Annotated in this window: 23 protein-coding genes; 15 read left to right on the forward strand and 8 right to left on the reverse strand. The window is 46.4% G+C overall.

Going from position 1 to position 25,335, the window contains the following annotated elements:
- Positions 1–17: 17 nt before the first annotated feature.
- Positions 18–548 (forward strand): histidine phosphatase family protein, encoded by a 531-nt coding sequence (locus C7475_RS19560; protein WP_110055089.1) that lies wholly within the window; start codon positions 18–20, stop codon positions 546–548.
- A 22-nt stretch (positions 549–570) separates the two neighbouring features.
- Here C7475_RS19560 and mgtE read toward each other — a convergent pair whose 3' ends face one another.
- Complete coding sequence (gene mgtE / locus C7475_RS19565; protein WP_110055090.1) at positions 571–1,947, reverse strand: magnesium transporter; 1,377 nt, start codon at positions 1,945–1,947, stop codon at positions 571–573.
- Between the two features lie 51 nt (positions 1,948–1,998).
- Positions 1,999–2,868 carry a bestrophin family protein gene (locus tag C7475_RS19570; protein WP_110055091.1) on the reverse strand — a complete coding sequence of 290 codons (870 nt, stop codon included), beginning with the start codon at positions 2,866–2,868 and terminating at the stop codon, positions 1,999–2,001.
- Between the two features lie 97 nt (positions 2,869–2,965).
- Between C7475_RS19570 and C7475_RS19575 the strand changes: the two genes are divergently transcribed.
- The 5 genes from C7475_RS19575 (at position 2,966) to hutI (ending at position 8,464) form a co-directional block, all read left to right on the forward strand.
- The gene (locus tag C7475_RS19575; protein WP_110055092.1) at positions 2,966–3,355 is read left to right on the forward strand and encodes an SET domain-containing protein; all 390 of its coding nucleotides are present in this window, start codon (positions 2,966–2,968) and stop codon (positions 3,353–3,355) included.
- Positions 3,356–3,517: 162 nt separating this feature from the next.
- Positions 3,518–4,003: a MarR family winged helix-turn-helix transcriptional regulator gene (locus C7475_RS19580; RefSeq protein ID WP_110055093.1), complete on the forward strand. Its 486-nt coding sequence runs from the start codon at positions 3,518–3,520 to the stop codon at positions 4,001–4,003.
- Between the two features lie 20 nt (positions 4,004–4,023).
- Positions 4,024–5,592 (forward strand): histidine ammonia-lyase, encoded by a 1,569-nt coding sequence (gene hutH / locus C7475_RS19585; protein WP_110055094.1) that lies wholly within the window; start codon positions 4,024–4,026, stop codon positions 5,590–5,592.
- Positions 5,570–7,234, forward strand: a complete 1,665-nt coding sequence (hutU, locus tag C7475_RS19590; protein ID WP_110055095.1) for a urocanate hydratase — start codon at positions 5,570–5,572, stop codon at positions 7,232–7,234. The genes hutH and hutU overlap by 23 nt, the downstream gene beginning before the upstream one ends.
- A gap of 3 nt (positions 7,235–7,237) precedes the next feature.
- Positions 7,238–8,464 (forward strand): imidazolonepropionase, encoded by a 1,227-nt coding sequence (hutI, locus tag C7475_RS19595; RefSeq protein ID WP_110055096.1) that lies wholly within the window; start codon positions 7,238–7,240, stop codon positions 8,462–8,464.
- Positions 8,465–9,063: 599 nt separating this feature from the next.
- Here hutI and C7475_RS19600 read toward each other — a convergent pair.
- Positions 9,064–11,322, reverse strand: a complete 2,259-nt coding sequence (locus C7475_RS19600; protein WP_110055097.1) for a cellulase family glycosylhydrolase — start codon at positions 11,320–11,322, stop codon at positions 9,064–9,066.
- Between the two features lie 222 nt (positions 11,323–11,544).
- Between C7475_RS19600 and hutG the strand changes: the two genes are divergently transcribed.
- Positions 11,545–12,546 carry a formimidoylglutamase gene (gene hutG, locus C7475_RS19605; protein WP_110055098.1) on the forward strand — a complete coding sequence of 334 codons (1,002 nt, stop codon included), beginning with the start codon at positions 11,545–11,547 and terminating at the stop codon, positions 12,544–12,546.
- Positions 12,547–12,561: 15 nt separating this feature from the next.
- On the opposite strand, the gene purU is transcribed toward hutG, so the two are convergent.
- On the reverse strand, positions 12,562–13,425 hold the full coding sequence (gene purU / locus C7475_RS19610) for a formyltetrahydrofolate deformylase (protein WP_110055099.1): 864 nt from the start codon (positions 13,423–13,425) through the stop codon (positions 12,562–12,564).
- A gap of 64 nt (positions 13,426–13,489) precedes the next feature.
- Between purU and C7475_RS19615 the strand changes: the two genes are divergently transcribed.
- On the forward strand, positions 13,490–13,981 hold the full coding sequence (locus C7475_RS19615; protein ID WP_110055100.1) for a metallophosphoesterase: 492 nt from the start codon (positions 13,490–13,492) through the stop codon (positions 13,979–13,981).
- Between the two features lie 44 nt (positions 13,982–14,025).
- Positions 14,026–15,120 (forward strand): DUF4421 domain-containing protein, encoded by a 1,095-nt coding sequence (locus C7475_RS19620; protein ID WP_110055101.1) that lies wholly within the window; start codon positions 14,026–14,028, stop codon positions 15,118–15,120.
- A 61-nt stretch (positions 15,121–15,181) separates the two neighbouring features.
- On the opposite strand, the gene C7475_RS19625 is transcribed toward C7475_RS19620, so the two are convergent.
- Positions 15,182–15,817: a hypothetical protein gene (locus C7475_RS19625; RefSeq protein ID WP_110055102.1), complete on the reverse strand. Its 636-nt coding sequence runs from the start codon at positions 15,815–15,817 to the stop codon at positions 15,182–15,184.
- Positions 15,818–15,898: 81 nt separating this feature from the next.
- The gene (locus C7475_RS19630) at positions 15,899–18,172 is read right to left on the reverse strand and encodes an aconitate hydratase (RefSeq protein WP_110055103.1); all 2,274 of its coding nucleotides are present in this window, start codon (positions 18,170–18,172) and stop codon (positions 15,899–15,901) included.
- 224 nt (positions 18,173–18,396) lie between these two features.
- On the opposite strand from C7475_RS19630, the gene C7475_RS19635 reads away from it, so the two are divergent.
- The 3 genes from C7475_RS19635 (at position 18,397) to C7475_RS19645 (ending at position 20,631) form a co-directional block, all read left to right on the forward strand.
- Positions 18,397–18,618 carry a PspC domain-containing protein gene (locus C7475_RS19635; protein ID WP_110055104.1) on the forward strand — a complete coding sequence of 74 codons (222 nt, stop codon included), beginning with the start codon at positions 18,397–18,399 and terminating at the stop codon, positions 18,616–18,618.
- Positions 18,619–18,772: 154 nt separating this feature from the next.
- Complete coding sequence (locus tag C7475_RS19640) at positions 18,773–19,576, forward strand: DUF4382 domain-containing protein (RefSeq protein ID WP_233259900.1); 804 nt, start codon at positions 18,773–18,775, stop codon at positions 19,574–19,576.
- A gap of 239 nt (positions 19,577–19,815) precedes the next feature.
- Positions 19,816–20,631, forward strand: a complete 816-nt coding sequence (locus C7475_RS19645) for a DUF4382 domain-containing protein (RefSeq protein ID WP_233259901.1) — start codon at positions 19,816–19,818, stop codon at positions 20,629–20,631.
- 68 nt (positions 20,632–20,699) lie between these two features.
- Here C7475_RS19645 and C7475_RS19650 read toward each other — a convergent pair whose 3' ends face one another.
- Complete coding sequence (locus C7475_RS19650; protein ID WP_110055106.1) at positions 20,700–21,104, reverse strand: hypothetical protein; 405 nt, start codon at positions 21,102–21,104, stop codon at positions 20,700–20,702.
- 213 nt (positions 21,105–21,317) lie between these two features.
- Positions 21,318–22,142 carry a 3-deoxy-8-phosphooctulonate synthase gene (gene kdsA / locus C7475_RS19655; RefSeq protein ID WP_110055107.1) on the reverse strand — a complete coding sequence of 275 codons (825 nt, stop codon included), beginning with the start codon at positions 22,140–22,142 and terminating at the stop codon, positions 21,318–21,320.
- Positions 22,143–22,396: 254 nt separating this feature from the next.
- On the opposite strand from kdsA, the gene C7475_RS19660 reads away from it, so the two are divergent.
- The 3 genes from C7475_RS19660 (at position 22,397) to C7475_RS19670 (ending at position 25,286) form a co-directional block, all read left to right on the forward strand.
- On the forward strand, positions 22,397–23,341 hold the full coding sequence (locus C7475_RS19660) for an L-threonine 3-dehydrogenase (protein WP_110055108.1): 945 nt from the start codon (positions 22,397–22,399) through the stop codon (positions 23,339–23,341).
- Positions 23,342–23,382: 41 nt separating this feature from the next.
- Positions 23,383–24,186, forward strand: a complete 804-nt coding sequence (locus tag C7475_RS19665) for an AraC family transcriptional regulator (protein WP_110055109.1) — start codon at positions 23,383–23,385, stop codon at positions 24,184–24,186.
- Positions 24,187–24,272: 86 nt separating this feature from the next.
- Positions 24,273–25,286 carry a S41 family peptidase gene (locus tag C7475_RS19670; RefSeq protein WP_110055110.1) on the forward strand — a complete coding sequence of 338 codons (1,014 nt, stop codon included), beginning with the start codon at positions 24,273–24,275 and terminating at the stop codon, positions 25,284–25,286.
- Positions 25,287–25,335 lie beyond the last annotated feature (49 nt).

Raw genomic sequence — 25,335 nt, forward strand, 5'->3', positions numbered from 1 at the left:
ACTTAACATGAGGCCCTATGAGATACATTGTAATAATATTACTATGCTGCCTGGCATGTGAGCCACCTCCACCTGAAAGGCAACCTATCCCGGTTGCAGAAGATAGCACCTTTCTTACGGGCACTTTTTATCTTGTACGTCATGCCGAACAAGGCGAAGGAGAAGATTCCGCACTCACAGATGCTGGTCAGCACAGGGCAGGGGCACTCTATAGGTTATTACAGGACTCAGGGATCCAGAAGGTCTATTTTACCCATTATCAGCGTAGTATGCAGACGGCAGATTCAATATGTCAGTATCTGGCCATTGATACCGCATCATATGTTCCCGATTCTACAGGTGAGGATCTGTTGTATGAGATCACCCGTCATAATGACTGGGGCAAGAAACTGCTGGTAATAGGGCATAGCAATACATTGATCCCTATCATGCACTCGTTAAAGGCAAAGCCAAAAATTGATTCTATAGGAGAGAAAGATTATAGCAACCTGTTTGTTGTGAGGAAGTACAAAGACAGTGTCAGATGCAGGAAAATGAATTATGAGTGAGGAACCAGGACTCCCTGATTCCTCACAGTAAAATACCTTTCATTAAAGTATAGGCCACAGAAAAATAGATCAACAGACCTGTTACATCCACCAGGGTTGCCACAAAAGGAGCTGATGACGTAGCAGGATCTGCACCTAATTTTTTCAGTATAAGCGGTAACATAGAACCGGAAAGTGTTCCCCAGAGCACGACGCCCACAAGTGATATCCCCACGGTAGATCCGATCAATATAGCATGATCGCCATAAGTATGGAAGAATGAATTCCAGAGTATGATACGGATAAAGCCTATGAAGCCCAGCGCTCCGCCAAGCAGTACACCCGATAATATCTCTCTCCGCATTACCCGCCACCAGTCTGTAATCGCGATCTCACCGAGGGCCATCGCCTGTATAATAAGCGTAGAGGCCTGTGAACCACTATTACCACCGCTGGATATGATCAATGGTACGAAGAGCGCCAGTACGACAGCTTTGGCGATCTCTCCTTCAAAAAACGCCATGGCAGTAGCCGTGAGCATTTCTCCCAGGAACAATATCACCAGCCATCCTATCCTTTTCTTCACCAGTTTCATTAATGGAATATCGAGGTATGGCTCATCCAGGGCCTCGGTACCACCGATCCTTTGTATGTCTTCTGTATGTTCTTCGTTGGCAATCCAGAGGATGTCATCGATCGTGATGATACCCAACAGTATGCCGGCATCGTCCACAACAGGCAGCGCCACACGGTTTTCCATTCGGAATATCTGTATAGCCTCTTCCTGGTCGTCATTCACATGTAAAGCCACAAAGCGGTCATCCATCAGGGTATGGACCACCGTTTCCGGCGATACCAGCAGGAATTCCCTGATACGGAAGTCATCTATCAGTTTGCCCTTTTCGTCTACAACGTAGATCACATCAATAGTCTCACTGTCCTTACCATATTCCCGTATGTAACGTAACACCTGCTTTACAGTCCACTCTTCCCTTACAGCAATATATTCAGGCGTCATGATACGCCCTACGCTTGTTTCGGGATATCCCAGCAGACTGAGAGTGATCTTGCGTTCTTCGGGGTCCAGCAGTTTGATCAGCTCCTTCAGCACATCACTATGTAATTCACCCAGGAAGGCGGTACGGTCATCCGCCGGCAGTTCATTGAGCAGTTCCGCTACCCTGGCGGCAGGGAGGTCCCTGATCACGTCTTCCTGTACATGAAACTCCAGGATCCTGAAGGCCGCTGCAGCACGGCCTATAGACAGGTGGTTCATGATCACATCAGCATGGTCGGGTATCTCATGAATGAGTTCGGCGATATCCGTGATAAGCTGATCATCCAGATACACTTTCAGTTCCGGTAAGTTCTGCTCAGCGACCAGCGTCTCAAATTTTTCCTGTAAAGCTTCATTTTCCATATTCCTAAATGCTGTCAGTGAGGCGAAAATAAACAAAGTTGGTGTCCCGCGTTACAATATCTCTGACACATGTTTGCGGATATTGGCAGAAATCGTGTCCGTAGGCAGGTCATTCGCATCTAATCCGAAGGGGTCTTCTATTTCTTCAGCAATCAGTTCAAGGCTGGCAAGCACATAAAAAATGAATACCACTACAGGTATAACGAGGTAATGAAGGGTGAACACATAACCCAGTGGCAGCGTCATTACAAAGAAGAAGATAAATTTCTTAATGAAAACACTGTAGGAGAAAGGGATCGGTGTATTCCTGATGCGTTCACAGGCGCCGACAATATCTGTAAATGATTGCAGTTCCAGGTTAATAGTCAGCAACTGTTCGCCGGTAAACTGGCCCTGGCGGTATAATTCGTGTACATGTGCCAGTATCAGTTTTGCTATCTGGTTTGGAACATGTTTATCGGGATCTAACTGAACACCTGCCACAGGTAGTAACTCGTCTGCTTTATAAGTATTGCGCAGATGGTTCTTCATGGCGAAGGCATAATTAGGTATCATGATCCGGAAGAACTCACGGGAAGCCGTATTGGAAACGGGTAGCATAGCTTCCAGTTTAAGAGCAAGGTTGCGGCAGTTGTTCACCAGGGAGCCCCATTGCCTGCGGCCTTCCCACCAGCGGTCGTACGCAGTATTGGTACGGAATACCAGCAATAAGGATATCACAAACCCTAGTAATGAATGAATTAGGGTGATCTGTTTCAGATCGCTGTTAGGTGACAGCTTCAAGATCTCAAGTTCAAGAAAGGCAATTAATGCACAGTAGGCAGACAGGGCTATAAACATAGGGAACAGCTTCCTGACCGTATCGGCTTTATGAAATCGGAAGATGAACGTAAACCAGACTTTTGGGTTGTAATCTATCATATCTTTAAAAAGAGATTTCCGCAAACCTAAAAATTTTACACATGATTTTGATAACTTCCTGCTTTACCTTTATTTTACGCTTCGTTTACATAACATTATGATCAAGCCATATTTATTCGTCGATAAGACAAAAGGCAAGGGCCGCGGTGTATTTACCAAAGAAAGAATACCTTCCGGTACCCGTATAGAAACCTCTCCTGTACTTGTTCTGTCTTATGACGATACCGAGATTGTCGATAAAACTAAGCTGCACAATTACATCTTCCTGTGGGGCGCACGCGAAACCCGTTCCTGTATTGCACTGGGCTTTTGTTCCATCTACAACCATTCCTATGAGCCTAACTGCGAGTATGAAATGGACTTCGATGCAGAAACCATGAGCATCATTACCCGCCGGGAAATCAAGAAAGGTGAGGAACTATGCATCAACTACAATGGTGAAGTCACCGATACCTCACCAGTATGGTTCGACGTCAGGAAGAAATAATACTGTAAGGATGTAAGCGCCGCTGCTTAATAAAACCCGACTGGCCCGCCAGGAAAGATCTTTAATCAGCCGGAAAGCCGACTCCCCTGAAGAAATTAATAAGGAATTGAGAAATTCCTTATTATTGTATCAAAATATATAAGTGCTTATATAATTTTCGGTATGAGTTTTTATGCTTCTTTAGGATACCTGGTCTTCGGCAGCCGTTTAAGACGGTTAAGCGAATACTTCCTGATGGAGGTCAACAAGGTATACGAGCAGTCTGGTATTGCCTTTGACGCCAGCTGGTTTCCCGTTTTCTATATATTGTCACGTCAACAGAACATTCCCTTAATAGATATTGCAGAACAACTGGAGGTTTCCCATTCCGCTGTCAGCCAGCTTATTACAGGTCTTAAAAAGAAAGGTCTGGTGATAACTGCTCCCTGCCCGGATGATGGCCGCCGGCAACTGGTCATGCTCAGTAAGAAAGGAGAGGAGCTGCTGCAGCAGGTGCAGCCTGTATGGACGGCTATTACAGCGGCTATGCAGGAACTGACCGAAGAACATAAGCAAAGCAGATTGCTGCTGGAAGCAGTTTCGCAGGTGGAAAGCGCAGTGCAGGAAACGCCTCTATCTGCGCGGATCCTGGCGTCTATGAAGAACTAATCGATTCAATCCAATCAACAATGATACACCAATTCAAGTACGGAATTGATCAGCTTACCGTAGGGAAGGCGCTGGACATAGCTGCCGGCCGCCTTCCCGGCGTTCTCGTACCCGAAGTAACTGAACGCATAAAAACCAGTGCTGCACATGTACAGGCCATCGTAGCGGCACACAGTACTGTATATGGTATCAATACAGGCTTCGGACCACTTTGTGATACCAAGATATCCGAAGAAGATACCCGTGCCCTGCAATACAATATCCTTCAGAGCCATAGCGTAGGTGTTGGTAACCCTATCCCTGAACTGGTAGCCCGTGTAATGCTGGTCACCAAAGTACATGCACTGGCGCAGGGTTATTCAGGTGCAGCACTGTCTACACTTGAACGCATCATCTGGCATATAGAACATAACGTTACACCAGTCGTGCCTGAAAAGGGCTCCGTAGGTGCATCAGGTGATCTTGCTCCTTTATCACATCTCTTCCTGCCTTTAATAGGTCTTGGTGAAGTATTTTATAAAGGCCAGCGGCTGCCTGCTGCTGCTGTTTTACAGGCCGAAGGACTGGGTCCGGTGGTGTTAGGCCCTAAAGAAGGACTGGCACTCATTAACGGTACGCAGTTTATTCTGTCTTTCGCCGTAACAGCCTTACAACGTATGCATAACGCATTGGAAGCAGCCGACATTATCGGGGCTTTATCGCTTGAAGGGCTTATGGGCACCTCCCGTCCATTTGATCCCCGTCTGCATGCTATCAGGCCTTTTGCAGGCAATCAGCTGGTAGCGCATCGTTTGAAAACAATGCTGGAGAACTCCGGTATCATGGCTGCACATGTGGACTGTGGCCGTGTACAGGACCCTTATTCCCTGCGTTGTATGCCACAGGTACATGGCGCATCGCGCACCGCATGGTTACATCTCTGTGATCTGACTACGATAGAGTTGAACGCTGTTACTGATAACCCGATCATCTTCAGTGCAGAAGATACCATCAGTGGTGGCAACTTCCACGGACAGCCACTGGCGCTTCCGCTGGATTACGCGACTGTAGCGGCTGCGGAACTGGGCAACATCTCCGACCGCCGTTGTTATATGATGATAGAAGGCCGTTACGGATTGCCTAAATTGTTGATAGAAGACGCCGGTCTGAACTCCGGTTTCATGATACCACAGTATACTACTGCTGCACTTGTAACGGAGAATAAGACCCTCTGTTTCCCCGCCAGTGCAGATAGCGTACCCACATCGCTTGGTCAGGAGGACCATGTTTCCATGGGCTCCATCAGCGGGCGTAAACTTCACCAGGTGATTGATAACCTCGAATATATACTTGCCATAGAACTGCTGTACGCTGCACAGGCCGTGGATTTCAGACGGCCATTGAAGTCTGGTCCTATCCTGGAAGCTGTGCACGCGCACGTTCGTGAGACTGTTTCCTTCGCAGCGAAAGACAGGATCTTTGCCAACGATATACAATTGCTGCATAAGCTGATCACCAATCAATCTTTAGTCAAAGTAGCCAATAACGCCGCGCTTGACAATCAACTAACGCTAAACGGTATTTATCATGACCAGTTCGGAATTTATTAAAACATACGCGGCACACCCGCACTATAAAGCTCCCCGTGGTAACCAGCTGCACGCACGTTCCTGGCAAACGGAAGCGCCCCTACGCATGCTGTTGAATAACCTGGATAGTGAAGTGGCTGAAAACCCTGATGAACTGGTCGTATACGGTGGTATTGGTCAGGCGGCACGCAATAAAGAAGCATTACAAAAGATCATTGAGATACTGCTTGAACTGGATGAAGACCACTCTTTGCTGGTGCAGTCAGGCAAGCCTGTAGGTGTTGTGCGTACGCATGCGCAAGCGCCCCGTGTAATGCTGGCCAACAGTAACCTCGTACCTAAATGGGCTACCTGGGAACACTTTAATGAACTCAGAGCAAAAGGGTTAATGATGTATGGTCAGATGACAGCCGGTAGCTGGATCTACATCGGTACACAGGGGATCCTGCAGGGTACATACGAAACCTTTGTGGCCTGTGGCCGTCAGCACTTCAATGGCGATCTGAAAGGTAAGCTGCTGGTTACTGCAGGTATAGGAGGCATGGGCGGTGCGCAGCCATTGGCCGCTACAATGGCCGGTGCAGTATTCCTGGGTGCAGATGTGGATGAATCACGTATTCAGAAGAGACTGGCTACACGTTATATAGACCGCATTACGCATTCTTATGAAGAAGCTATTGCATGGGCGATGGATGCCAAAGCCAAAGGCGAAGCGCTTTCCATCGGTTTGGTAAGTGACGCTGGCGATATGCTGGAACATTTACTAAAGGATAACATCATCCCCGATATACTGACAGATCAGACGTCTGCACACGATCCTATCAACGGATACGTGCCTGATGGTATGTCCTTACAGGAAGCGGCAGATCTGCGTAAGAAAGATCCTGCTGCATATAAACAACGCTCGCTGAAAAGCATGGCCCGTCATGTAGAATATATGCTGGCATTGCAGGAGAAGGGCGCTGTTACTTTTGATTATGGTAATAACCTGCGTGAGTTTGCACGTGAAGGAGGCGCACAAAATGCTTTTAACTTCCCGGGCTTTACGCCTGCATATATTCGTCCGTTATTCTGCGAAGGGAAAGGCCCTTTCAGATGGGTGGCTTTGTCCGGCGATCCCGAAGATATTTACACCACAGACCAGGCATTGATGGAAGCATTTCCGGAGAACACAGCGCTGATCAACTGGCTGAAGAAAGCACAGGAACAAGTTGCATTCCAGGGCTTACCGGCACGTATCTGCTGGCTGGGACTTGGAGAACGTGAAAAGGCCGGCATGATCTTCAACGAGCTGGTAAGAACAGGCAAAGTGAAAGCGCCTATCGTTATCGGACGTGATCACCTGGATTGTGGTTCCGTAGCATCTCCTAACAGGGAAACAGAAGCGATGAAAGACGGTTCGGATGCAGTGTCAGACTGGACCTTACTGAACCTCATGGCCAATACCGGCGGTGGCGCTACCTGGGTGTCTTTCCATCATGGTGGCGGCGTAGGTATGGGATATTCACAGCATGCAGGAATGGTAGTGCTGGCCGATGGTACTGACCGTGCTGCTGCATGTTTGCAAAGAGTATTGTTCAATGACCCGGCCCTGGGCATCTTCCGCCATGCAGATGCAGGTTATGAAGAAGCAAAGGAAACAGCCAGAAAATTCAATATCTGATATATGGAACTAACAGGTCCTTTTTCACAGATATTACCGCTTACGAACCTTTCCCTGAAAGGTGCATTGCATGATGATCAACTGATCATTATCGAACATGGCGGTATTGTAACAGACGGTGGTAAGATACTGGCAGTGGGCGATTTCAAGGCATTGCAACATGAGTATCCCGATTGTGATGTTACGCATATTACAACACCTGCTGTATTGTTGCCCGGTTTTATTGACTGTCATACGCATATTTGTTTTGATGGTTCCCGTAACCGTGATTATGCCATGCGCATTGCGGGTAAAACTTACCTTGAAATAGCCCGTGCAGGCGGTGGTATATGGGATTCTGTCACGAAGACACGAAGTGCAGATCAGGAGACGTTAATGAACAATACTGCAGCCCGTGCTAACAGGCATTTACATGAAGGCGTTACGACCATCGAAGTAAAAAGTGGTTATGGTTTGAACCTGGAAGGCGAACTGAATATGTTACGTGCCATCCAGGATGCAGCCAGCCATACAAAGGCTACACTAATCCCCACTTGTCTTGCTGCACATATGAAGCCGAAGGACTTTGAAGGATCAGAAGAAACATATCTTAACTGGATCATCGATACATTACTGCCTGCTGTTCAGTCTGAGCAACTGGCGCAGCGTGTTGATATCTTCATAGAAGAAACTGCATTCACAGCCGGTCCTGCCAAACATTTCCTGCAACAAGCTGCTGATATGGGTTTTACGGCTACTGTACATGCCGATCAGTTCTCTACAGGTGGTGTTGCCGTTGCAGTAGCAGCGGGTGCGCTTTCTGCAGATCATCTGGAAGCCAGTGACGATGCTGCTATTGCATTACTGGCAGCCGCAGATATTGTCGCTGTCGTTTTACCGGGTGCTTCCTTAGGGCTTGGTATGCACTATGCACCGGCAAGACGTTTGCTCGACGCAGGTGCTGCTTTGGCTATCGCAAGCGACTGGAACCCGGGCTCCGCGCCAATGGGCGACTTACTCTTACAAGCAGCCGTATTAAGTGCTGCAGAAAAATTATCGACCGCTGAAGTATTTGCTGCACTTACTTCCCGCGCTGCAAAAGCATTGCAACTAAACAATATCGGGCAACTTGCTCCCGGCTTCGTTGCGGATATGCAGGCCTATCCCTGTGCCGATTACCGCGATATCCTATACTATCAGGGGAAAATGAAGCCCACCAGGGTTTGGAAAGAAGGCGAGCGGGTCAAATAACATAATTGCAGTTTACATGTTGATATCATAAGCTGGTTAAATCCTGTTTTAGGTTGACTCCTCTGCTTCTTAGTCCGGATAAGGTTGTCTTTCCCTGATTGGTTCCGGCAATACTGCATGGCTGATATTTTCCTGATCAAATCTGTATTATACAAGGTTTATACAAGCTTTATCTTACGTTCATCTTACGTTCAAAGACGTAAGATGAACGTAAGATAAAGCTTGTATAAACCTTGTATAATGGGGATTGAACCCCGAAAGCGTGGAACTAAAGCCGGTTATTGAACAGGGCCTTACAAGGTCATAATTTCAAATTTCGGGCACCTCATTTTTGCGCCCTGTATACGCGATTTTGCGTCCTGTATACATGTTTTTGCGTCCTGTATACATTGTTGAAAATCGCTTTGAAATCTTTCCGAACATTGTATTGTGAAAGCGCATGACGGTGTAATGAATGTAATAGGCATTAATCCGGAAAGTGTTGTTGGGAGGAGTTCTTTGACATATAGGATTTAAGATCATCTGCAACTGATTTCAATAAAAAACCGTCTCATTTTTTAATGAGACGGTCCCGTTGGTTTGGCAAAAGCTGGTGAATATTATTGTTTCACAACCTTACGTGTAATTGCTTTCTCACCATAGGTCAGTTTCAGCGTATACACACCTTTAGGCAGATGGCTGCCAGCGAGGCTGCTGTTATATTGTCCGGCGTCGAGACGGCCCTGTTTCAGTACAGCCACCTGTTTACCGTTGACGTCAAATACAGCCAGTGTAACGATGGATGGTTTCTCCAGGAAGAAACTTACTGTGCTGTTATCGCCAAACGGATTAGGGTAACTTGTCAGGGAAGTGGTCAGTTTGATAGGCTCTTGCAAAGGAGCTGCTGCTGCTGCCAGTTTCGATGCGGTAGTAGTAGAAGTGATCTCGAGCAATGGTGCCGTCAGACCTGCTTCTTTTGATCTCCATACAATGCGCGGATCTGCAATAGTACCACTCACCAGGGCGAGTGAAATGCTGTTACGGCCGGCCGCTTTTTCAGTCTGCACATAACTGGTGATATCCCAGGTGTAGTACCTGCCGGTAGAATCAGTTACTGTGGCGGTCTGCAATGCAGCAGTACCTGCAGCAGGTTTGTTATTCCATGTCAGTGTTGACTCTGACCAGGTGTTATTAGCTACGGCGTAAACACCCACAGGGATGTTGAATACGCGGTTATCTTCGATCTTACCGAATACTTTCAATACAGCAGAAGAGATGTTGCTCACGCTGCTCACATCGAAACGCAGGAAAGACTGACGATCGTAACCCGGAGTAGTTGTAGCATTCAGCTTAGATGACAACACAGCAGGATCAGTAGTACCATAAGTAGTAGATGCAAAATCACCATTCCTTACGTAAGCGTCCTGTAGAGGCGCCAGGGTAGTTTGCAGAGAAGAAGAGGATGAAACGATCCTTACTTCGGTCAGACTGTTCCAGGCGCTGGCGCTGTTACCATGACCTACGATCCTTACATATTTCGCGCTGCGTGCAGCGAAAGTGAAAGACTCCAGTGCATTGGATGTACCGCTGCTTTGCAAACCAGTAGCGGCATTGCTCCAGCTGCTACCATCGGTGCTTGTCTGGATATCGAAGAATGTTCTTCTTACTGTACCGCTGTAGAAAGCGATATCAACACGGGAAACTGTAGTAGCAGTGTTCAGGCAGAATTGGATCCACTGACCATCACCTTCGGCAGACCAGCGGGTATTGTAGTCATTATCCTGTACGTTAGCTGGTACGTTGCCATCATGTGTGCTGGCCGACACTGGTTCGCAAACAGGACCGGTACCACCGCCAGGAAAATCATCCGCAGGAACTAACATACGCTCACGGATCCATGTACCGGCGGGCTTTAAGCGGGCCAGTGTCCATGGTCCATTGGAACATGTACCTGATTGCCATACAGCGCCTGAACGGAAGTCGTCGGAGTAGTTCCAGTTGGTCCAGCTGATCTTCTTGGTGCGCATCAGATCAATGAATTGCTGTGCCATAGCGAAGTCGTTCGCACCATCGCCACTGGCTTCCTGCGTACCGAACTCTGTTACGAATACAGGAATTCTGTCGGACGCTGTGTTCAGCTGGTTCAGATATGGTGTACGGTGGGCCTTCGCATAGAAGTGGAAGGTGTACATGATGTTAGGGAACTGCAGCGGATTGTTGAAGATGTCCTGCAGGGAACCATCGCCGGAAAGGCCCATAGTAGACCATCCGTGCGTACCTATCAGGATCACCGCATCATTATCAATAGCACGGATGAACGGGATCATCTGGTCTGCATAAGTTTTGATCTTTGCCCAGGTAGCACCTGAGTTAGGTTCGTTACAGATGTCGTAGATGATGTTGTTCTTATTCTTGTGTGTGTTGGCGATAGCAGAGAAGAAGGTCTTAGCCCGCGCAAGATTGGCATTCGGATCGCCAGGTGTCAGCTGATGCCAGTCAACGAGTGCATACATGCCGCGTGCGGTAGCTTCTTCAATAAGACGGTTCACCTGTGCGGTAAAACCAGCAGGATCGGTTTCGTAACCGCCTTCCTGTACATACAATGAAATACGCAGTACGTCTGCACCCCAGTCATATGCAAGTGCATCGAGAGAAGCGGCTGTCAGACAGCTTCCCCAGCCGTACCACTGGATACCATGTGTGCTCATGCCTCTGAGCTGAATAGGGTTGCCATACTGGTTGCATAGTTTGGTGCCGATCACCTTTAGCTGGCCATTTTTGGCAACCGGTGTCTGGGCCTGGCTCTGTGATCCGAGACCTAACAGGCATAACAGTAATGCCGCCAATTTGAAAGAAGGACGTCTTCCATTCTTTTTCATTTGGATAGTTGTTTTGAGGGTGAGAAAATAAAGGAACTGATATGTTGTTTGTAATGGTTACATAGGTTGGATGTTGATATGGTGAATTGTATAATAGGTCTATGCTACAGATCTACAGGTCTTTATACTACAGTCGCTCTAAGGTTGATATATGCTGGCCGCAATATAGGGACAAATTTTTAATACGAGCGAATTTTAAGTAACAATACTAACTTTGCGGTTATGAAGAAGCCAGATTTTTACAGGCCGCCAGTGGCCTGGACGGGAAGGATAGATGGAACGGATGAAGAATTACTACGTTGGCACCAGCGAGTTACTCCGGTAAACCTGCTGACAGGCGGATTACCGGCATTAAAGCCTCACCAGCAAGGTATCGTATTCCTGGGGTTCGCATGTGATGAGGGTGTTCGCCGCAATCAGGGCCGTACGGGCGCAGTAGAAGGGCCTGCAGCATTAAGGCGTGCGTGCAGCAATTTCCCCGTGCATTTTGAAAGTGAGCTCATTCTTGCGGATGCCGGCGATATCTTCTGTAAAGACAATTTACTGGAAGATGCACAGCAGGCATTGGCAGATACTGTGCTGGCTATACGTAAGGCTGGTTATCTGCCGGTATTACTGGGCGGCGGGCATGAGATCACTTACGGACATGCAAAAGGGATCTATCAGCATCTGCAGCAGCGTAAGCGCAATGAAAAACTGGGATTGCTGAATATAGATGCACATTTTGATCTGCGCATAGCCGGGCAGGAGGGAAGCACCTCCGGGACAGGTTTCTGGCAGCTGGCACAGGATTGCAAACTGGAAGGCACTCCCTTTCATTACCTGGCACTGGGCATCCAGTCAAATAGCAATACACAGCAGTTATTCCGCATAGCCGGCGACCTCGATGTACAGTATGTGGATGCGGACGCTTTCCATCTTCAGGATAAAGTGCTTTTACAGGCTGCTGTAAGCCAGTTTTTGAGAGATGTGGACCATATCTATCTCACGATAGATCTAGACGTTTTTTCGGCCGCTTTTGCCCCAGGTGTGAGTGCCGTTGCATACAATGGTATCCGCCCCGATGGTTTGTTCCTGGAAACATACCGTAACATCCTGCAAAGCGGTAAACTGGCAGGCATTGATATTGCAGAATTGAACCCATCACTGGATATTGATAACCATACCGCTAAACTGGGGGCTTCACTCTTGTTTGAGATGGCGGGCAACCTACATTATCACTAAGGAGGTTTTAGATATTTAGAATACAATTGTTTTGTTACCGTGAATGATGATCCTGTCTTCAACGTGTGCCACTACTGCTCTTGTGAGTACTTGTCTTTCTATATCACGTCCCAGCGCAACAAGGTCACTTACATCATGCCTGTGACTAACGCGCGCTACATCCTGGTCAATGATGGGACCTTCATCCAGATCGTTAGTAACATAATGTGCTGTAGCGCCTATCAGTTTTACACCGCGTGTGTATGCGTTCTTATAAGGATTGGCGCCTGCAAACGCTGGTAAGAACGAATGATGAATATTGATGATCTTCCCCGGAAATATGCTTACAAATGTGGGTGATAGTATCTGCATATAACGGGCGAGGACGGTGAAGTCAGCTTTCGCCTCCTGGATCAACCTGATCGCTTCCTGTTCTTTCTCTGCTTTGGTAGCCGCAGTAACAGGCAGATAGTGGAAGGGAATGCCAAAATCTTCCGTCAGTTCCCTCAGGTCTTCATGGTTAGAGACGACGAGGGGGATATCCACAGGTAATTCGCCGCTGCGCCAGCGCCAGAGCAATTCCATAAGGCAATGGTCATATTTGGATACCATGATGGCCATCCTCTTACGATGGGTAGTGTAATCAATATGCCAGTCCATCTTTAATGGCCCGCCTACTTTCTCCTGGAACTGTTTTTCCAGTTGTTCACTTGTAATATTGCTGTTTTCCAGGTGGAATTCCATACGCATGAAAAAGACCCCTTCTTTAGGATCAGTACTATGCTGGCTCGCATCAAGGATATTGGCGCCGCAGGTATAAAGGAACTGGGATACGCCGGCAACTATACCGGGCCGGTCCGGACAGCAGATCAGTAACCTGCCGGTGATATCGGTCTGCATAAATCGAAAATATATTCTCAGTAAAATACTAAATGTTATTTTACTTTTGGCCCAATTTTGAAGCATGAAGAAGATAGGATTGATGTCAGATACACATAGTTACCTCCATCCGGACGTGTTCAGATACTTTGATAAGGTAGATGAGATCTGGCACGCAGGAGACCTCGGTAACACAGAACTGGCGGATAAACTGGAGGCTTTCAAGCCCTTCCGTGCTGTATATGGGAATATCGATGGAGCAGATCTGAGGGTGCGTTATCCGCTAAACCTGCATTTTGAACTGGAGCAGGTGAAAGTTTACATAACACATATAGGCGGTTATCCGGGAAAATATGCTCCGGGTATTAAGGATGAGCTGTTGAAAAGCGCTCCCAAACTATTTATTTGCGGTCATTCCCACATTTTGAAAGTAATGCCTGATCCGGCCCTGCAATTGCTGCATATCAATCCGGGAGCCTCTGGTATACAGGGATGGCATAAGGTTAAAACATTGTTACGTTTTGAATTATCAGAAGGAAATATCAGCCAACTTGAAGTAATTGAGTTGCCAAAGTAATTGTGGAAGAAGTAAATTGTGAATACCATACAACTGTTAAGAGAATGCTGAAATGGCTCACTCTTTTGTCGGGATGCCTTTTTTTATGTCTGGCTGTTTCAGCGCAGAAAACTTCGCTGTTCAAAAAAGTGAGCGGCTGGCTGGAGGCGGAGAATGATTCGAATTATATCGAAGAACATACGCGGGACATTACCTTCCGTGTCTTTGGCTCGCGTAAATACAACTATTATGATATTGTCGACCACAAGATCGTAGATGACGGGATTGTTGATAACAGTATCATCTCAAATACAAAAAGTTCCAAAGAGGTTCTCTACAGGCCCAATACTCCTTTCAACATCGGAGTGGGGTTTAACTATCGCTTCATAGCTTTTAACGTTGCCTTTAACCTGCCCGTCATTAATAAGGAAGGCGGTGAATATGGCAAGACAAAAGTGCTGGACCTGCAAACACATATTTATACCCGTAAGCTTGTTGTCGACTTTTACGGACAGGTGTATAAAGGATATTATATTGCTAACACCAGAAGGTTGATCAACAACTTTGGATCTGACAATGTGGAGATGATCCGGCCCGATGCCCGGAATGTGAATGTAGGACTGGATGTACAGTATGTTGTCAACGCCAAACGCTTCTCTTACCGGGCCGCTTATCTGCAGAATGACTACCAGAAAAAAAGCGCCGGGTCCTTTCTCTTCGGAGGAGGGATCTTTGGTATGAGAATGAAAGGTGACTCAGGGCTGATCCCTTCATATCTTCAGAAAGCAGGGTTCTTTAATGGTGAAAATTTCTACCGCACACGGGTTATCAGTGCTGCCGCAAACGCAGGTTATGCACATACTTTTGTTTACAAGAAACACTGGTTCGCCACGCTTTCTCTTACTGGCAGTTTAGGTGTGAATTATACAACGTTGAATAGAGTAGACGCCGCTGATCTGAAAAAAGCAGGTTTACAACTGAACAATAATATCCGTATCTCCATAGGGTATAACTCGTCGCGGTATTTTGCAGGCATTCACTATGTGGACCTCACTACCAGGAGTCAGTCGCCCGTGCCGGGTACGTATCAGACTATGGGAGCGGGTAATTTCAGGATCAGTTTCGCCAGAAGGTTCACGTTGAAAAAGCAATTGTTTTAATGCCGTACCAGCTGAATAATCTGTTTTTCAGAAGATGGTTTCGGCCGGACCAGTGTCCTACCTATACATCAGCAAACATCCTCAACTCTGTATCCAGATTTTCCCGGGCAATTGCTTCCCGTTCTTCCCTGAATATAGCTGTTTTATAAATGGCCGGTAGCGCCAGAAAATGAGCTAATACTTTCTTTCTGCCGATTTTAAATTGAGTATCGGAATACATACGGTATTCGCGCCTGATTTGCTCAGCATAAGTAAAATATTCTCTGTCGCCTGTGCCAAGTATAGAAAGATCGAAATCAAGGAAATAATCCAGGTCAGTATTGTTACTGGTATTAAGATGTGATTTAGTAGCGCGGATAAACGCCATCACCTCTGCTATGCGTTCTGCCGGAAAGCTGGTCCGTTGCAGAAATGCACGCGCAGCCAATGCGCTCAACTCTTCATTGTCCGATTGCTTTACATCATAGACGATGTCGTGGAAGAAGATCGCAAAAGACACTGTATCATTGTCAGTGATGTGATGGGCATGCACCTGCTGCAGGTCTATCATGATATCGATATGCCTCAGGTTGTGATAATGGCGATGCTGTTCTGAATAACGGGTGTCAATTATCCTGTAGCCTTCGTCTATCAGGTCCTGGTTATCGGTATATCGTTCCAGCAGTTGCTGCCAGAAATTCTGCAATAGAAAAGTCATTGGCATAGGATTAAAGTTAAAATAAAAATCCCGCCTACAGGAAGCAGGCGGGATCTCTTTATCGTTTATAACCGGAGGCTATTATGCTTTTGCAGCAGCAAATTGAGCACGGATCACGTTCAGTGCACCACCTGCTTTGAACCACTCGATCTGTTGTTCATTGTAAGTGTGGTTAACCAGGATTTCGTCCTTGCTACCGTCTTTGTGGTTAGCCACAACAGTCAGTTGTTTGCCAGGAACGAAAGCCGTCAGACCAACGATATCGAAGGTATCATCTTCCTGGATCTTTTCGTAATCTTCCTTATCAGCGAAGGTCAGCGCGAGCATACCTTGCTTTTTCAGGTTGGTTTCGTGGATACGTGCGAAAGATTTAACCAGGATAGCGCGAACACCCAGGTGACGAGGTTCCATTGCAGCGTGTTCGCGGCTGGAGCCTTCACCATAGTTTTCATCACCTACTACGATAGAACCGATGTTAGCAGCTTTATAAGCACGCTGTACAACAGGAACACCTGCATATTCACCAGTCAGCTGGTTTTTAACGGTGTCAGATTTATCGTTGTATGCATTGATCGCACCGATCAGCATGTTGTTGGAGATGTTGTCGAGGTGACCACGGTACTTTAACCACGGACCAGCCATAGAGATGTGGTCAGTAGTACATTTACCTTTTGCTTTGATCAGCAGTTTCAGGCCTTTGATGTCAGTACCTTCCCATGCAGCGAATGGCGCCAGCAGTTGCAGGCGGTCGCTGGTTGGAGATACAACTACCTGAACACCGCTACCGTCAGCAGCAGGAGCCTGGTAACCTGGATCATCTACTGCGAAGCCTTTTGAAGGCAGTTCGAAACCAGTCGGCTCATCCAGCATTACTTCTTTACCATCTTTGGTTTTCAGTTTGTCTGTCAGCGGGTTGAAGGTCAGATCACCTGCAATTGCAAAGGCAGTAACGATTTCCGGAGATGCAACGAAAGCGTGTGTAGCAGCCAGACCATCATTCCTCTTAGCGAAGTTACGGTTGAAGGAAGTGATGATAGAGTTCTTACGGTTAGGATCGTCGATGTGACGGGCCCACTGACCGATACAAGGACCGCAGGCGTTAGCCAGTACAACACCACCTATCTGGTCGAAAGTATTTAACAGACCGTCTCTTTCAATGGTATAACGTACCAGTTCAGAACCCGGTGTGATAGTATATTCAGCTTTAACGTCGAGGTTCTTGTCAACCGCCTGTTTAGCCAGGGAAGCAGCACGGGAGATATCTTCATAAGAAGAGTTGGTGCAGGAACCGATCAGGGCAACTTCCAGTTTTTCCGGCCAGTTGTTTTCTTTTACAGCCTGTGCGAATTTGGAGATAGGCCATGCCAGGTCCGGAGTGAAAGGACCGTTTACATGTGGTTCCAGTTCGTTCAGGTTGATCTCGATCACCTGATCATAGTATTTGGAAGGATCTGCATATACTTCAGCATCTGGACGCAGGTGATCTTTCACACCGTCAGCCAGGGCTGCGATATCAGCACGTTCAGTTGCTGACAGGTAAGCAGACATTTTGCTATCGTAAGCAAATACGGAACAGGTAGCACCTATTTCCGCACCCATGTTACAGATAGTACCTTTACCGGTAGCGCTCAGGTTATCAGCACCTTCACCGAAATATTCAACGATGCAACCGGTACCACCCTTAACGGTCAGTACACCGGCTACTTTCAGGATAACGTCCTTAGGAGAAGCCCAGCCGCTCAGTTTACCGGTCAGTTTAACACCGATCAGTTTTGGCATTTTCAGTTCCCATGGCAAACCAGCCATTACATCCACCGCGTCAGCACCACCAACACCGATAGCCAGCATACCCAGACCACCTGCATTTGGTGTGTGAGAGTCAGTACCGATCATCAGACCGCCTGGGAAAGCATAGTTTTCCAGTACAACCTGGTGAATGATACCAGCACCTGGTTTCCAGAAACCGATGCCGTATTTATTAGAGATAGAAGAAAGGAACTCGTATACTTCCTTATTAGTGTCCACAGCAGTCGCCAGGTCTTCCGCGGCGCCTGTTTTGGCTTGAATGAGGTGATCACAGTGTACGGTAGAAGGAACAGCTACTTTGTCACGGCCACAGGTCATGAACTGTAACAGGGCCATCTGTGCAGTGGCATCCTGCATAGCTACGCGATCAGGCGCAAACTCCACATAAGACTTTCCACGCTCATAGGCCGCAGTGGTAGGTGCATATAAGTGAGCATATAAAATCTTTTCTGACAGTGTGAGCGGGCGTCCCAGCATTTTACGGGTAGCTTCCACCTTACCCGGCAGTGCCGCATACACTTTTTTAATCATTTCAATATCAAACACCATGGAAAAAAATAATTTAAGACCGGTTAGAAAATGCACCGCAAAATTAATTAAATTCAACAAGTTTTTAAAAGATATGTAGGCTATTGTCTATAAATGATAAGCCAGCGAAAACATCGGTTACCCAGCCAGTGCTCCCTGTAAAATACCGCTAAATCACTGCCAGCTTAGTATTAGTATGAAATTAAACACTTGTTTTTGACCCGGAATTGTAATAAATTTGATATATGAATAGATTTAAAGATTACGTGGAATGGCAGGCCTTTGGGGTTTGCACGGCTATCGGCAATAAACTTGGGATAGCTACCTCACGTATCCGCCTGTTTTTTATCTATACCTCCTTTATCACTATGGGCTCCCCACTCATCGTGTATATGATCATGGCCTTCTGGGTAAACATGAAGAATTATATCCTCAACGCCCGCAGGAACCCTCTCAGATACTTGTAGCATATTCAGCATCATTTTTGATATTCAGTCATTTATAAGAATGGCCGGTGAATTTATTCCCTGATAACAGGGATATAATGCATTATTATTAGTTTGTATGTTTGTACCACGATAAGGATAAGGAAGAAAAATTTTAACCAAAATACACTTACAAATGAGAATGCTCTCTCTGAAACACCTGACGAATGGTGTGCTGCTTTTGTCTACCGCGTTATTTATGGCCGCATGTTCGAAAAACGAAAATGAAGGAAAATCAAGAATTCAAATCGCACTCACCGATGATCCGGGAGATTTTAAAGCTGTTTACATTGACGTTCAGGAAGTAAACGTAAACTACAACGACAGCGATGACAATGGCTGGCAGGCATTACCCGGCGTAAAAAAAGGATTGTACAACCTGCTTACACTTGTTAATGACAAAGACACTGTACTGGCAGACGCGGAAATTGCGTCCGGTACTATTAAAGAAATCAGGCTGGTACTGGGAGACAACAACTGGGTGGTAACCAACGCCGGCGACTCTATTAAACTGCAGACGCCGAGCGGTCAGTCTTCGGGTGTAAAACTGAAGATCAACATGCCTGTGTCTGAAGGGATCCTTTACAAATTATTACTGGACTTCGATGTAGCTAAGTCCATTCACGAAGCAGGAAATGCAGGTAAGTATATCCTGAAACCGGTTATCAGAACTGTTCTGGAAGCCCAGGGCGGTAGCATCAAAGGCGTTGTATTACCAGCGGTGTTACCTTCTGCAGTATTGGTACTGAATGGCACCGATACAGTTGCGAGCACATATTCCGGTATAGGTGGTGCCTATCTGTTGAAGGGTATTACAGCGGGTAGCTATACGCTGCACTATATTTCCGTAGATTCTACACTGCAGCCAGCAACAAAGCAAAGCGTAGTAGTGGAGTCAGGTAAAGTGACCACAATAGATACGCTGACACTGGTGAAATAATTCATCAATTACGAAATTGAGAATCCATTCGTCTTAGGCGAATGGATTTTTTTATTGATTCTTCCCGGTAATAGCCCGAGGTAATTTAAAATTGAGCATCATTTTTGTTACACTGCTGTCTTTAAAAATTGACAGGGATCTATTGCATAACAAGTTGAGCCTTATTGCAAAAACTTCGTATGCGTAGGAAAGTTTGCTTGTCGTGGGATGTGGAAATTTTAACCAATACATATAGTCAAATGAAAATGCCTTCACTGAAACACCTGGTAAATGGTGTGCTGTTTTTATCTGCCATCGCATCAATGGCCGCGTGTTCGAAAAGCGACCGTAATGGAAAATCCACGATGCAGATCTCACTGACCGATGCCCCCGGGGATTTTAAAGCTGTTTACATTGATATCCAGCAAATAGATGTCAACTACGATAATAGCGGTGAGGGCGTTAATGGCTGGCAAACAATGGGAGGTGTAAAAAAGGGTATCTACAACCTGCTTACACTTGTTAACGATAGAGACACTTTATTGGCAGATGGGGAGATTTCCTCCGGTAATATTAAAGACATCAGATTGGTATTGGGAGACAACAACTGGGTGGTGACCAACACAGGCGACTCCGTAAAATTGCAAATACCCAGCGGACAATCTTCCGGTGTGGAACTGAAGATCAATATGGCTGTATTCGACGGCGTGCTTTATAAGCTGCTGCTCGACTTTGACGTAGCGAAATCTATTCATGAAGCAGGAGACGCCGGCAAGTATATCCTGCAACCTGTTATCAGAACTGTTCTTGAAGCAGCATTACAGGGAGGTAGCATCAAGGGTGCTGTATTACCTGCAACATTGCCTACAGCCATATTGCTGATGAATGGTACCGATACCGTGGCCAGTACTTATTCCGGCGCAGACGGTGGTTATCTGCTGAAAGGCCTTGTGGCAGGCAGTTACACGCTTCAATATATTCCTGTTGACCGCACGTTGCAGCCTGCAACAAAACAAGGCGTGACAGTGGAATTTGATAAAGTAACGACAATAGATACGCTGACATTGGTACACTGACCGTGTCAGTAACCAGATAAAAAAATCCATTCGTTATAAGCGAATGGATTTTTTATTTTGAATGTATTTTAATCGAGATGGAAATTCGTCATTTCCTGGTAATGGTTCTGTAGCTGGTTCACAGTGATCGAACCTTTGATCTCCCGGTGCTCATCCCTGTAATCGAGACGGGTAGCCGGAGCCCCATTGGGCTGGGTGTGCAGTTTTACCGAGAATGGTCCGCGTACATAGATCTGCCCACCGCCATTAACAGAAAGGGATTCGTCTTTTTTGAATTTGAGTTTGAGTAACTGATCTTCATTCAGTGGAATCGGGTAGAGATCCTGCAGGTCGTACCAGAACTCCTGTTCTCCGGTTTGTACGCATACCTGTTTGTCCTCGCGGTTAACTTCCAATACCTGACCTTCCACAGTGTTTCCTTCATACTCCACTAATACGGTATCTCCTGCTTTTACATCATGTAAATTGATCATGGAATAAAATTTTGGGTGTTTAGTGTTATAGTTATAGTCTGTAAAGAGCGGTCGTAGTCTTATCCTAAGATAAGAAATAGTCCATAGACTACAGCCATTTTCCTGTCTTCTATTTTAACACAAAAGGCAGGCCATCTGACCGATCTATGGACTATCAATTATAATCGTCCTATTAACAACTAAAAACACATGCCCCCTAACGGGGCCGGACCCTTATTTTACTACTTCGCGCAGTCTTACCAGCTGCTCAAGCAGGCCTTCCAGCAGGTCAAGATGTAACATATTAGCGCCATCTGACTTAGCCTTGGAAGGATCAGGATGGGTTTCAATAAACAGACCGTCTGCGCCGGTTGCAATAGCTGCTTTCGCAATAGTGCTGATCAGCTTAGGATTTCCGCCGGTAACACCACTGGTCTGGTTAGGCTGTTGAAGAGAGTGGGTACAATCCATGATCACAGGCACACCATGTTCCCGCATAATAGGAATATTGCGGTAGTCTACCACCAGGTCCTGGTAACCGAAGGTCGTGCCGCGCTCGGTCAGCCAAACTTTGTCATTACCGGCTTGTTTTACCTTTTCAACGGCAAATTTCATAGCCTCACCACTCACGAACTGGCCTTTCTTCACGTTCACGAATTTACCGGTTTCCGCTGCTGCGATCAGAATATCGGTCTGGCGGCAAAGGAATGCCGGGATCTGCAGTACATCTACATAAGCGGCTGCCATAGCAGCTTCTGCGGCAGAGTGGATATCTGTGGTAACAGGCAGATTGAAAGTTTCACCCGTCTTCTGTAACAGGTCCAGACCTTCCACATCGCCAACACCGGCGAAGGAATTGATACTGGTACGGTTAGCTTTGCGGTAGGAAGCTTTGAAAATGTATGGTATGTTCAGACGTTTACAAATGCCTGATACTTTTTCAGCTACATGCATCAACAGCGCTTCATCTTCTACTACGCAAGGCCCGGCTATCAGAAAAAAGTTATCTGGGTTATATTGATCCTTAAAAATTGACTTCAGGTGTGTTGTTGCTGACATGATTTTTGTATTTGAGAGTGCAAAGTTATGTTATTCTAAGAGATTACTTTTCAGTAGTGGAAGTGACCGGGACTCGCCCAATTGTCATAATATTGTAACTCGACACAGTGAAATGTTCGCTGGGCTTGTGTCTGTTCTGAAGAAACTTTCCGGATTGTTACCGCATTGTCATGCGCGGAGGCTGTTTGTTCTGAATTATTGCGGAAGCTGTTAATATTACGTCTGAATTAAAAAAGCCATTCATTCGAGATAGCATGAAGAAAGACAAAATACTGGTAATCGGCGCCTGCGGGCAGATTGGAGTTGAACTTACACTGGCATTAAGGAAGATCTACGGAGAAGCCAATGTACTTGCTTCGGACCTCCGTGAAGAGCATGACCTGCTCAAAGGAACAGGCCCATATGTATCTCTGGATGTCATGAACAAAGAGATGCTGCATGTACTGGTTATCCGTCATAATATCACCCAGATCTATCTGCTGGCGGCCATCCTTTCTGCCACCGGCGAGAAGAACCCGCTGCTGGCGTGGCATATCAACATGCAAAGTCTGCTGAATGTGCTGGATATCGCGAAAGAAGAACACATCGATAAGGTATACTGGCCAAGTTCCATCGCTGTATTCGGACCTAATTCCCCTAAAGAATCTACACCACAACATACTATTATCGAGCCTACCACCATTTATGGTATCAGCAAATTTGCCGGTGAACGCTGGTGCGAATACTACAGCCATCGTTATGGCGTAGATGTGCGCAGCCTGCGTTACCCTGGCCTGATCAGCTATAAATCCGCTCCGGGTGGTGGTACGACCGACTACGCTATTGAGATCTTCCATGAAGCGCTGGAGGAAAAGAAATATACCTGTTTCCTCTCCGAAGGCACTTATCTGCCTATGATGTACATGCCGGATGCCATCCGTGCTACTATTGAGCTGATGGAGGCTGATAAAGAGAAGGTTAAGGTACGTTCTTCCTATAACCTGGGCGGTATGAGCTTTTCGCCTAAAGAGATCGCTGCGGAGATCAAAAAACACATTCCTGAATTCACTATTAGCTATGAACCGGACTATCGTCAGCAGATCGCCGACGGCTGGCCACAGAGCATGGATGACACCCTCGCCCGTCAGGACTGGGGATGGAAGCCGGAATTTGACCTGGAAAAGATGACAACGGATATGCTGAAGAACCTCAAAAAATAAGCAGTTATTCCTACATTTGGCTTAACGCAAACTCATCGCGTATGAAGCTGGAGAATGGGAAATATCTGGGGGAGAACAGCCGTACTTTTCATAAAGATGGGCTGATCATCAGCAAAACCACTTACCAGGAAAAGGTATTCGAAGGATGGCATTTTCATGAGAATAACCATCTTTCATTTATACTGGAAGGGGGGAACCGGGAATACCGCAAAAATGGCGACAGCGCTGTTATTCCCGGGAATATTATGTTGTATCACAGCGGTGAATGGCATCGTAACAACAACACCCAACACCCGTCACAGAATATCAATCTCGAAATAGAAGATAGTTTTTTAACTCATTATGAGGCCAGCTTTCCCGCTGGTCCTTATAATGAGTTAAAAACATTTCAGACCCACGCACCGTTGACGGCTATTAAGATTTATCATGATTGTCAGGTGGCGGATCAGCATAGTACTTTATCTATCCATCAGCAATTACTGGCACTATTACAGACCACCCAGGAAACACGCCAATCCGAAAAACAGTTGTTTGCAGGCCGCACCCTTAATGTAGTTGAACTGCTACACGACCGCTGGAATGAAAATATATCCCTGAAGGAGTTGTCAGCCGTTACCGAGCTGCATCCTGTGACCGTTTCCAGGCATTTTGCGGCGTATTTTAACTGCTCACTGGGAGAATATATGCGAAAGATCAGGGTAGGGAAAGCGCTATCCCTTGTACGGCAAACGGATGATTCCCTTACAGATATTGCCTATGAATGCGGCTTTTTTGACCAAAGCCATTTTACGAGGACCTTTAGAGAACAGACCGGTTTTCTGCCCAAAGACTTCCGGAAGCTCTGATCCTTCAGTATTAAGTTCCCTGCGTCTGCTAAATCCATACTATTTTATGTATAAGGGATGTCTGACCTTTGACAAAAAACAAGGGTATGAACTGCCAAACGATATGGCTGTCAGTTATTTGCAGCTTCTTTTTATGCACCGTTAAAGCCCAGCTGCTTCCAAAATCAGCAGTATCAGCTGCTATCGGCAAGATGTCGAAAGAGTTAAAGGATCACTATGTTTATCCGCAAAAGGGCGTCGCTATTGCAGATCATCTAACGAAGAGTTACAAAGCCGGGAAATTTCTTTCTGCCAGCAGCTGGAAAGAGTTCGCGGACACCGTAACGAAATGTCTGCAGGACTATAGTCATGACGGGCATCTGTACGTACGTTATGACACAGCATTAAGCCGGGAGCTATCAAAGCAGCAAAGTGAAACCAGTAAAGAAAACAAGGTCTTGGAAAGTAATGAGGAAAAATCCGATCCGTTCTTTTACAGCCCTTCCGCAGCGGATCGTAAGTATGGTTTTGACAGCATAGGTATAACCGCGGACAATATTGGTTATATCCATTTATCAGAGATCAACATCTCTCGTAAAAGCCTGCCAACGCTATATAAGGCGATGACATCAGTAGCTGGCACCCGCGCACTGATCATTGATCTGCGCGACAATGGGGGAGGTGGCAGCGATACAGGAGCGGTATTCGAGAGCTTCTTTCTACCGGAAAAAACACCTCTTATAACGTTTATCAGCAGAACAGGGGAGAGAACAACAGATAGTACAGTATCCTGGCTGAAAGAAAAACGATACGACCGCCCCGTCTTTATTCTGATCAATAATAAGACAGCATCTGCTGCAGAGGCTTTTACATTTGCTATGAAAAGAACAGGAAGAGCTACTGTAATTGGTCAGCCATCTGCAGGTGCCGCAAACATGAATGCCTGGTTTCCCATTAATGAACATATTTTCATCTCAGTATCAGAGATGGCTCCGGTTTGGCATGGAACAACAGAGACGTGGGAGCGGCAAGGCATACAACCTGATTGCCGCGCTGTAACAGAAGGTGAAATAACATCCTGCATCCAAAAGAAGATCGGATCATCGCAGTTTAAAAAATAGCTTCTTTCATTTGTAATGAACCTCAAAAAAAATGACGAATGCAAAAGCA

This window comes from Chitinophaga sp. S165 (assembly GCF_003182155.1).
Taxonomy (GTDB): domain Bacteria; phylum Bacteroidota; class Bacteroidia; order Chitinophagales; family Chitinophagaceae; genus Chitinophaga.

Coding starts and splice junctions, on each gene's coding strand:
- C7475_RS19560 (WP_110055089.1), top strand. CDS start 18: ATGAGATACATTGTAATAATATTACTATGCTGCCTGGCATGTGAGCCA.
- mgtE (WP_110055090.1), bottom strand. CDS start 1,947: ATGGAAAATGAAGCTTTACAGGAAAAATTTGAGACGCTGGTCGCTGAG.
- C7475_RS19570 (WP_110055091.1), bottom strand. CDS start 2,868: ATGATAGATTACAACCCAAAAGTCTGGTTTACGTTCATCTTCCGATTT.
- C7475_RS19575 (WP_110055092.1), top strand. CDS start 2,966: ATGATCAAGCCATATTTATTCGTCGATAAGACAAAAGGCAAGGGCCGC.
- C7475_RS19580 (WP_110055093.1), top strand. CDS start 3,518: ATGAGTTTTTATGCTTCTTTAGGATACCTGGTCTTCGGCAGCCGTTTA.
- hutH (WP_110055094.1), top strand. CDS start 4,024: ATGATACACCAATTCAAGTACGGAATTGATCAGCTTACCGTAGGGAAG.
- hutU (WP_110055095.1), top strand. CDS start 5,570: ATGACCAGTTCGGAATTTATTAAAACATACGCGGCACACCCGCACTAT.
- hutI (WP_110055096.1), top strand. CDS start 7,238: ATGGAACTAACAGGTCCTTTTTCACAGATATTACCGCTTACGAACCTT.
- C7475_RS19600 (WP_110055097.1), bottom strand. CDS start 11,322: ATGAAAAAGAATGGAAGACGTCCTTCTTTCAAATTGGCGGCATTACTG.
- hutG (WP_110055098.1), top strand. CDS start 11,545: ATGAAGAAGCCAGATTTTTACAGGCCGCCAGTGGCCTGGACGGGAAGG.
- purU (WP_110055099.1), bottom strand. CDS start 13,425: ATGCAGACCGATATCACCGGCAGGTTACTGATCTGCTGTCCGGACCGG.
- C7475_RS19615 (WP_110055100.1), top strand. CDS start 13,490: ATGAAGAAGATAGGATTGATGTCAGATACACATAGTTACCTCCATCCG.
- C7475_RS19620 (WP_110055101.1), top strand. CDS start 14,026: ATGCTGAAATGGCTCACTCTTTTGTCGGGATGCCTTTTTTTATGTCTG.
- C7475_RS19625 (WP_110055102.1), bottom strand. CDS start 15,817: ATGACTTTTCTATTGCAGAATTTCTGGCAGCAACTGCTGGAACGATAT.
- C7475_RS19630 (WP_110055103.1), bottom strand. CDS start 18,172: ATGGTGTTTGATATTGAAATGATTAAAAAAGTGTATGCGGCACTGCCG.
- C7475_RS19635 (WP_110055104.1), top strand. CDS start 18,397: ATGAATAGATTTAAAGATTACGTGGAATGGCAGGCCTTTGGGGTTTGC.
- C7475_RS19640 (WP_233259900.1), top strand. CDS start 18,773: ATGAGAATGCTCTCTCTGAAACACCTGACGAATGGTGTGCTGCTTTTG.
- C7475_RS19645 (WP_233259901.1), top strand. CDS start 19,816: ATGAAAATGCCTTCACTGAAACACCTGGTAAATGGTGTGCTGTTTTTA.
- C7475_RS19650 (WP_110055106.1), bottom strand. CDS start 21,104: ATGATCAATTTACATGATGTAAAAGCAGGAGATACCGTATTAGTGGAG.
- kdsA (WP_110055107.1), bottom strand. CDS start 22,142: ATGTCAGCAACAACACACCTGAAGTCAATTTTTAAGGATCAATATAAC.
- C7475_RS19660 (WP_110055108.1), top strand. CDS start 22,397: ATGAAGAAAGACAAAATACTGGTAATCGGCGCCTGCGGGCAGATTGGA.
- C7475_RS19665 (WP_110055109.1), top strand. CDS start 23,383: ATGAAGCTGGAGAATGGGAAATATCTGGGGGAGAACAGCCGTACTTTT.
- C7475_RS19670 (WP_110055110.1), top strand. CDS start 24,273: ATGAACTGCCAAACGATATGGCTGTCAGTTATTTGCAGCTTCTTTTTA.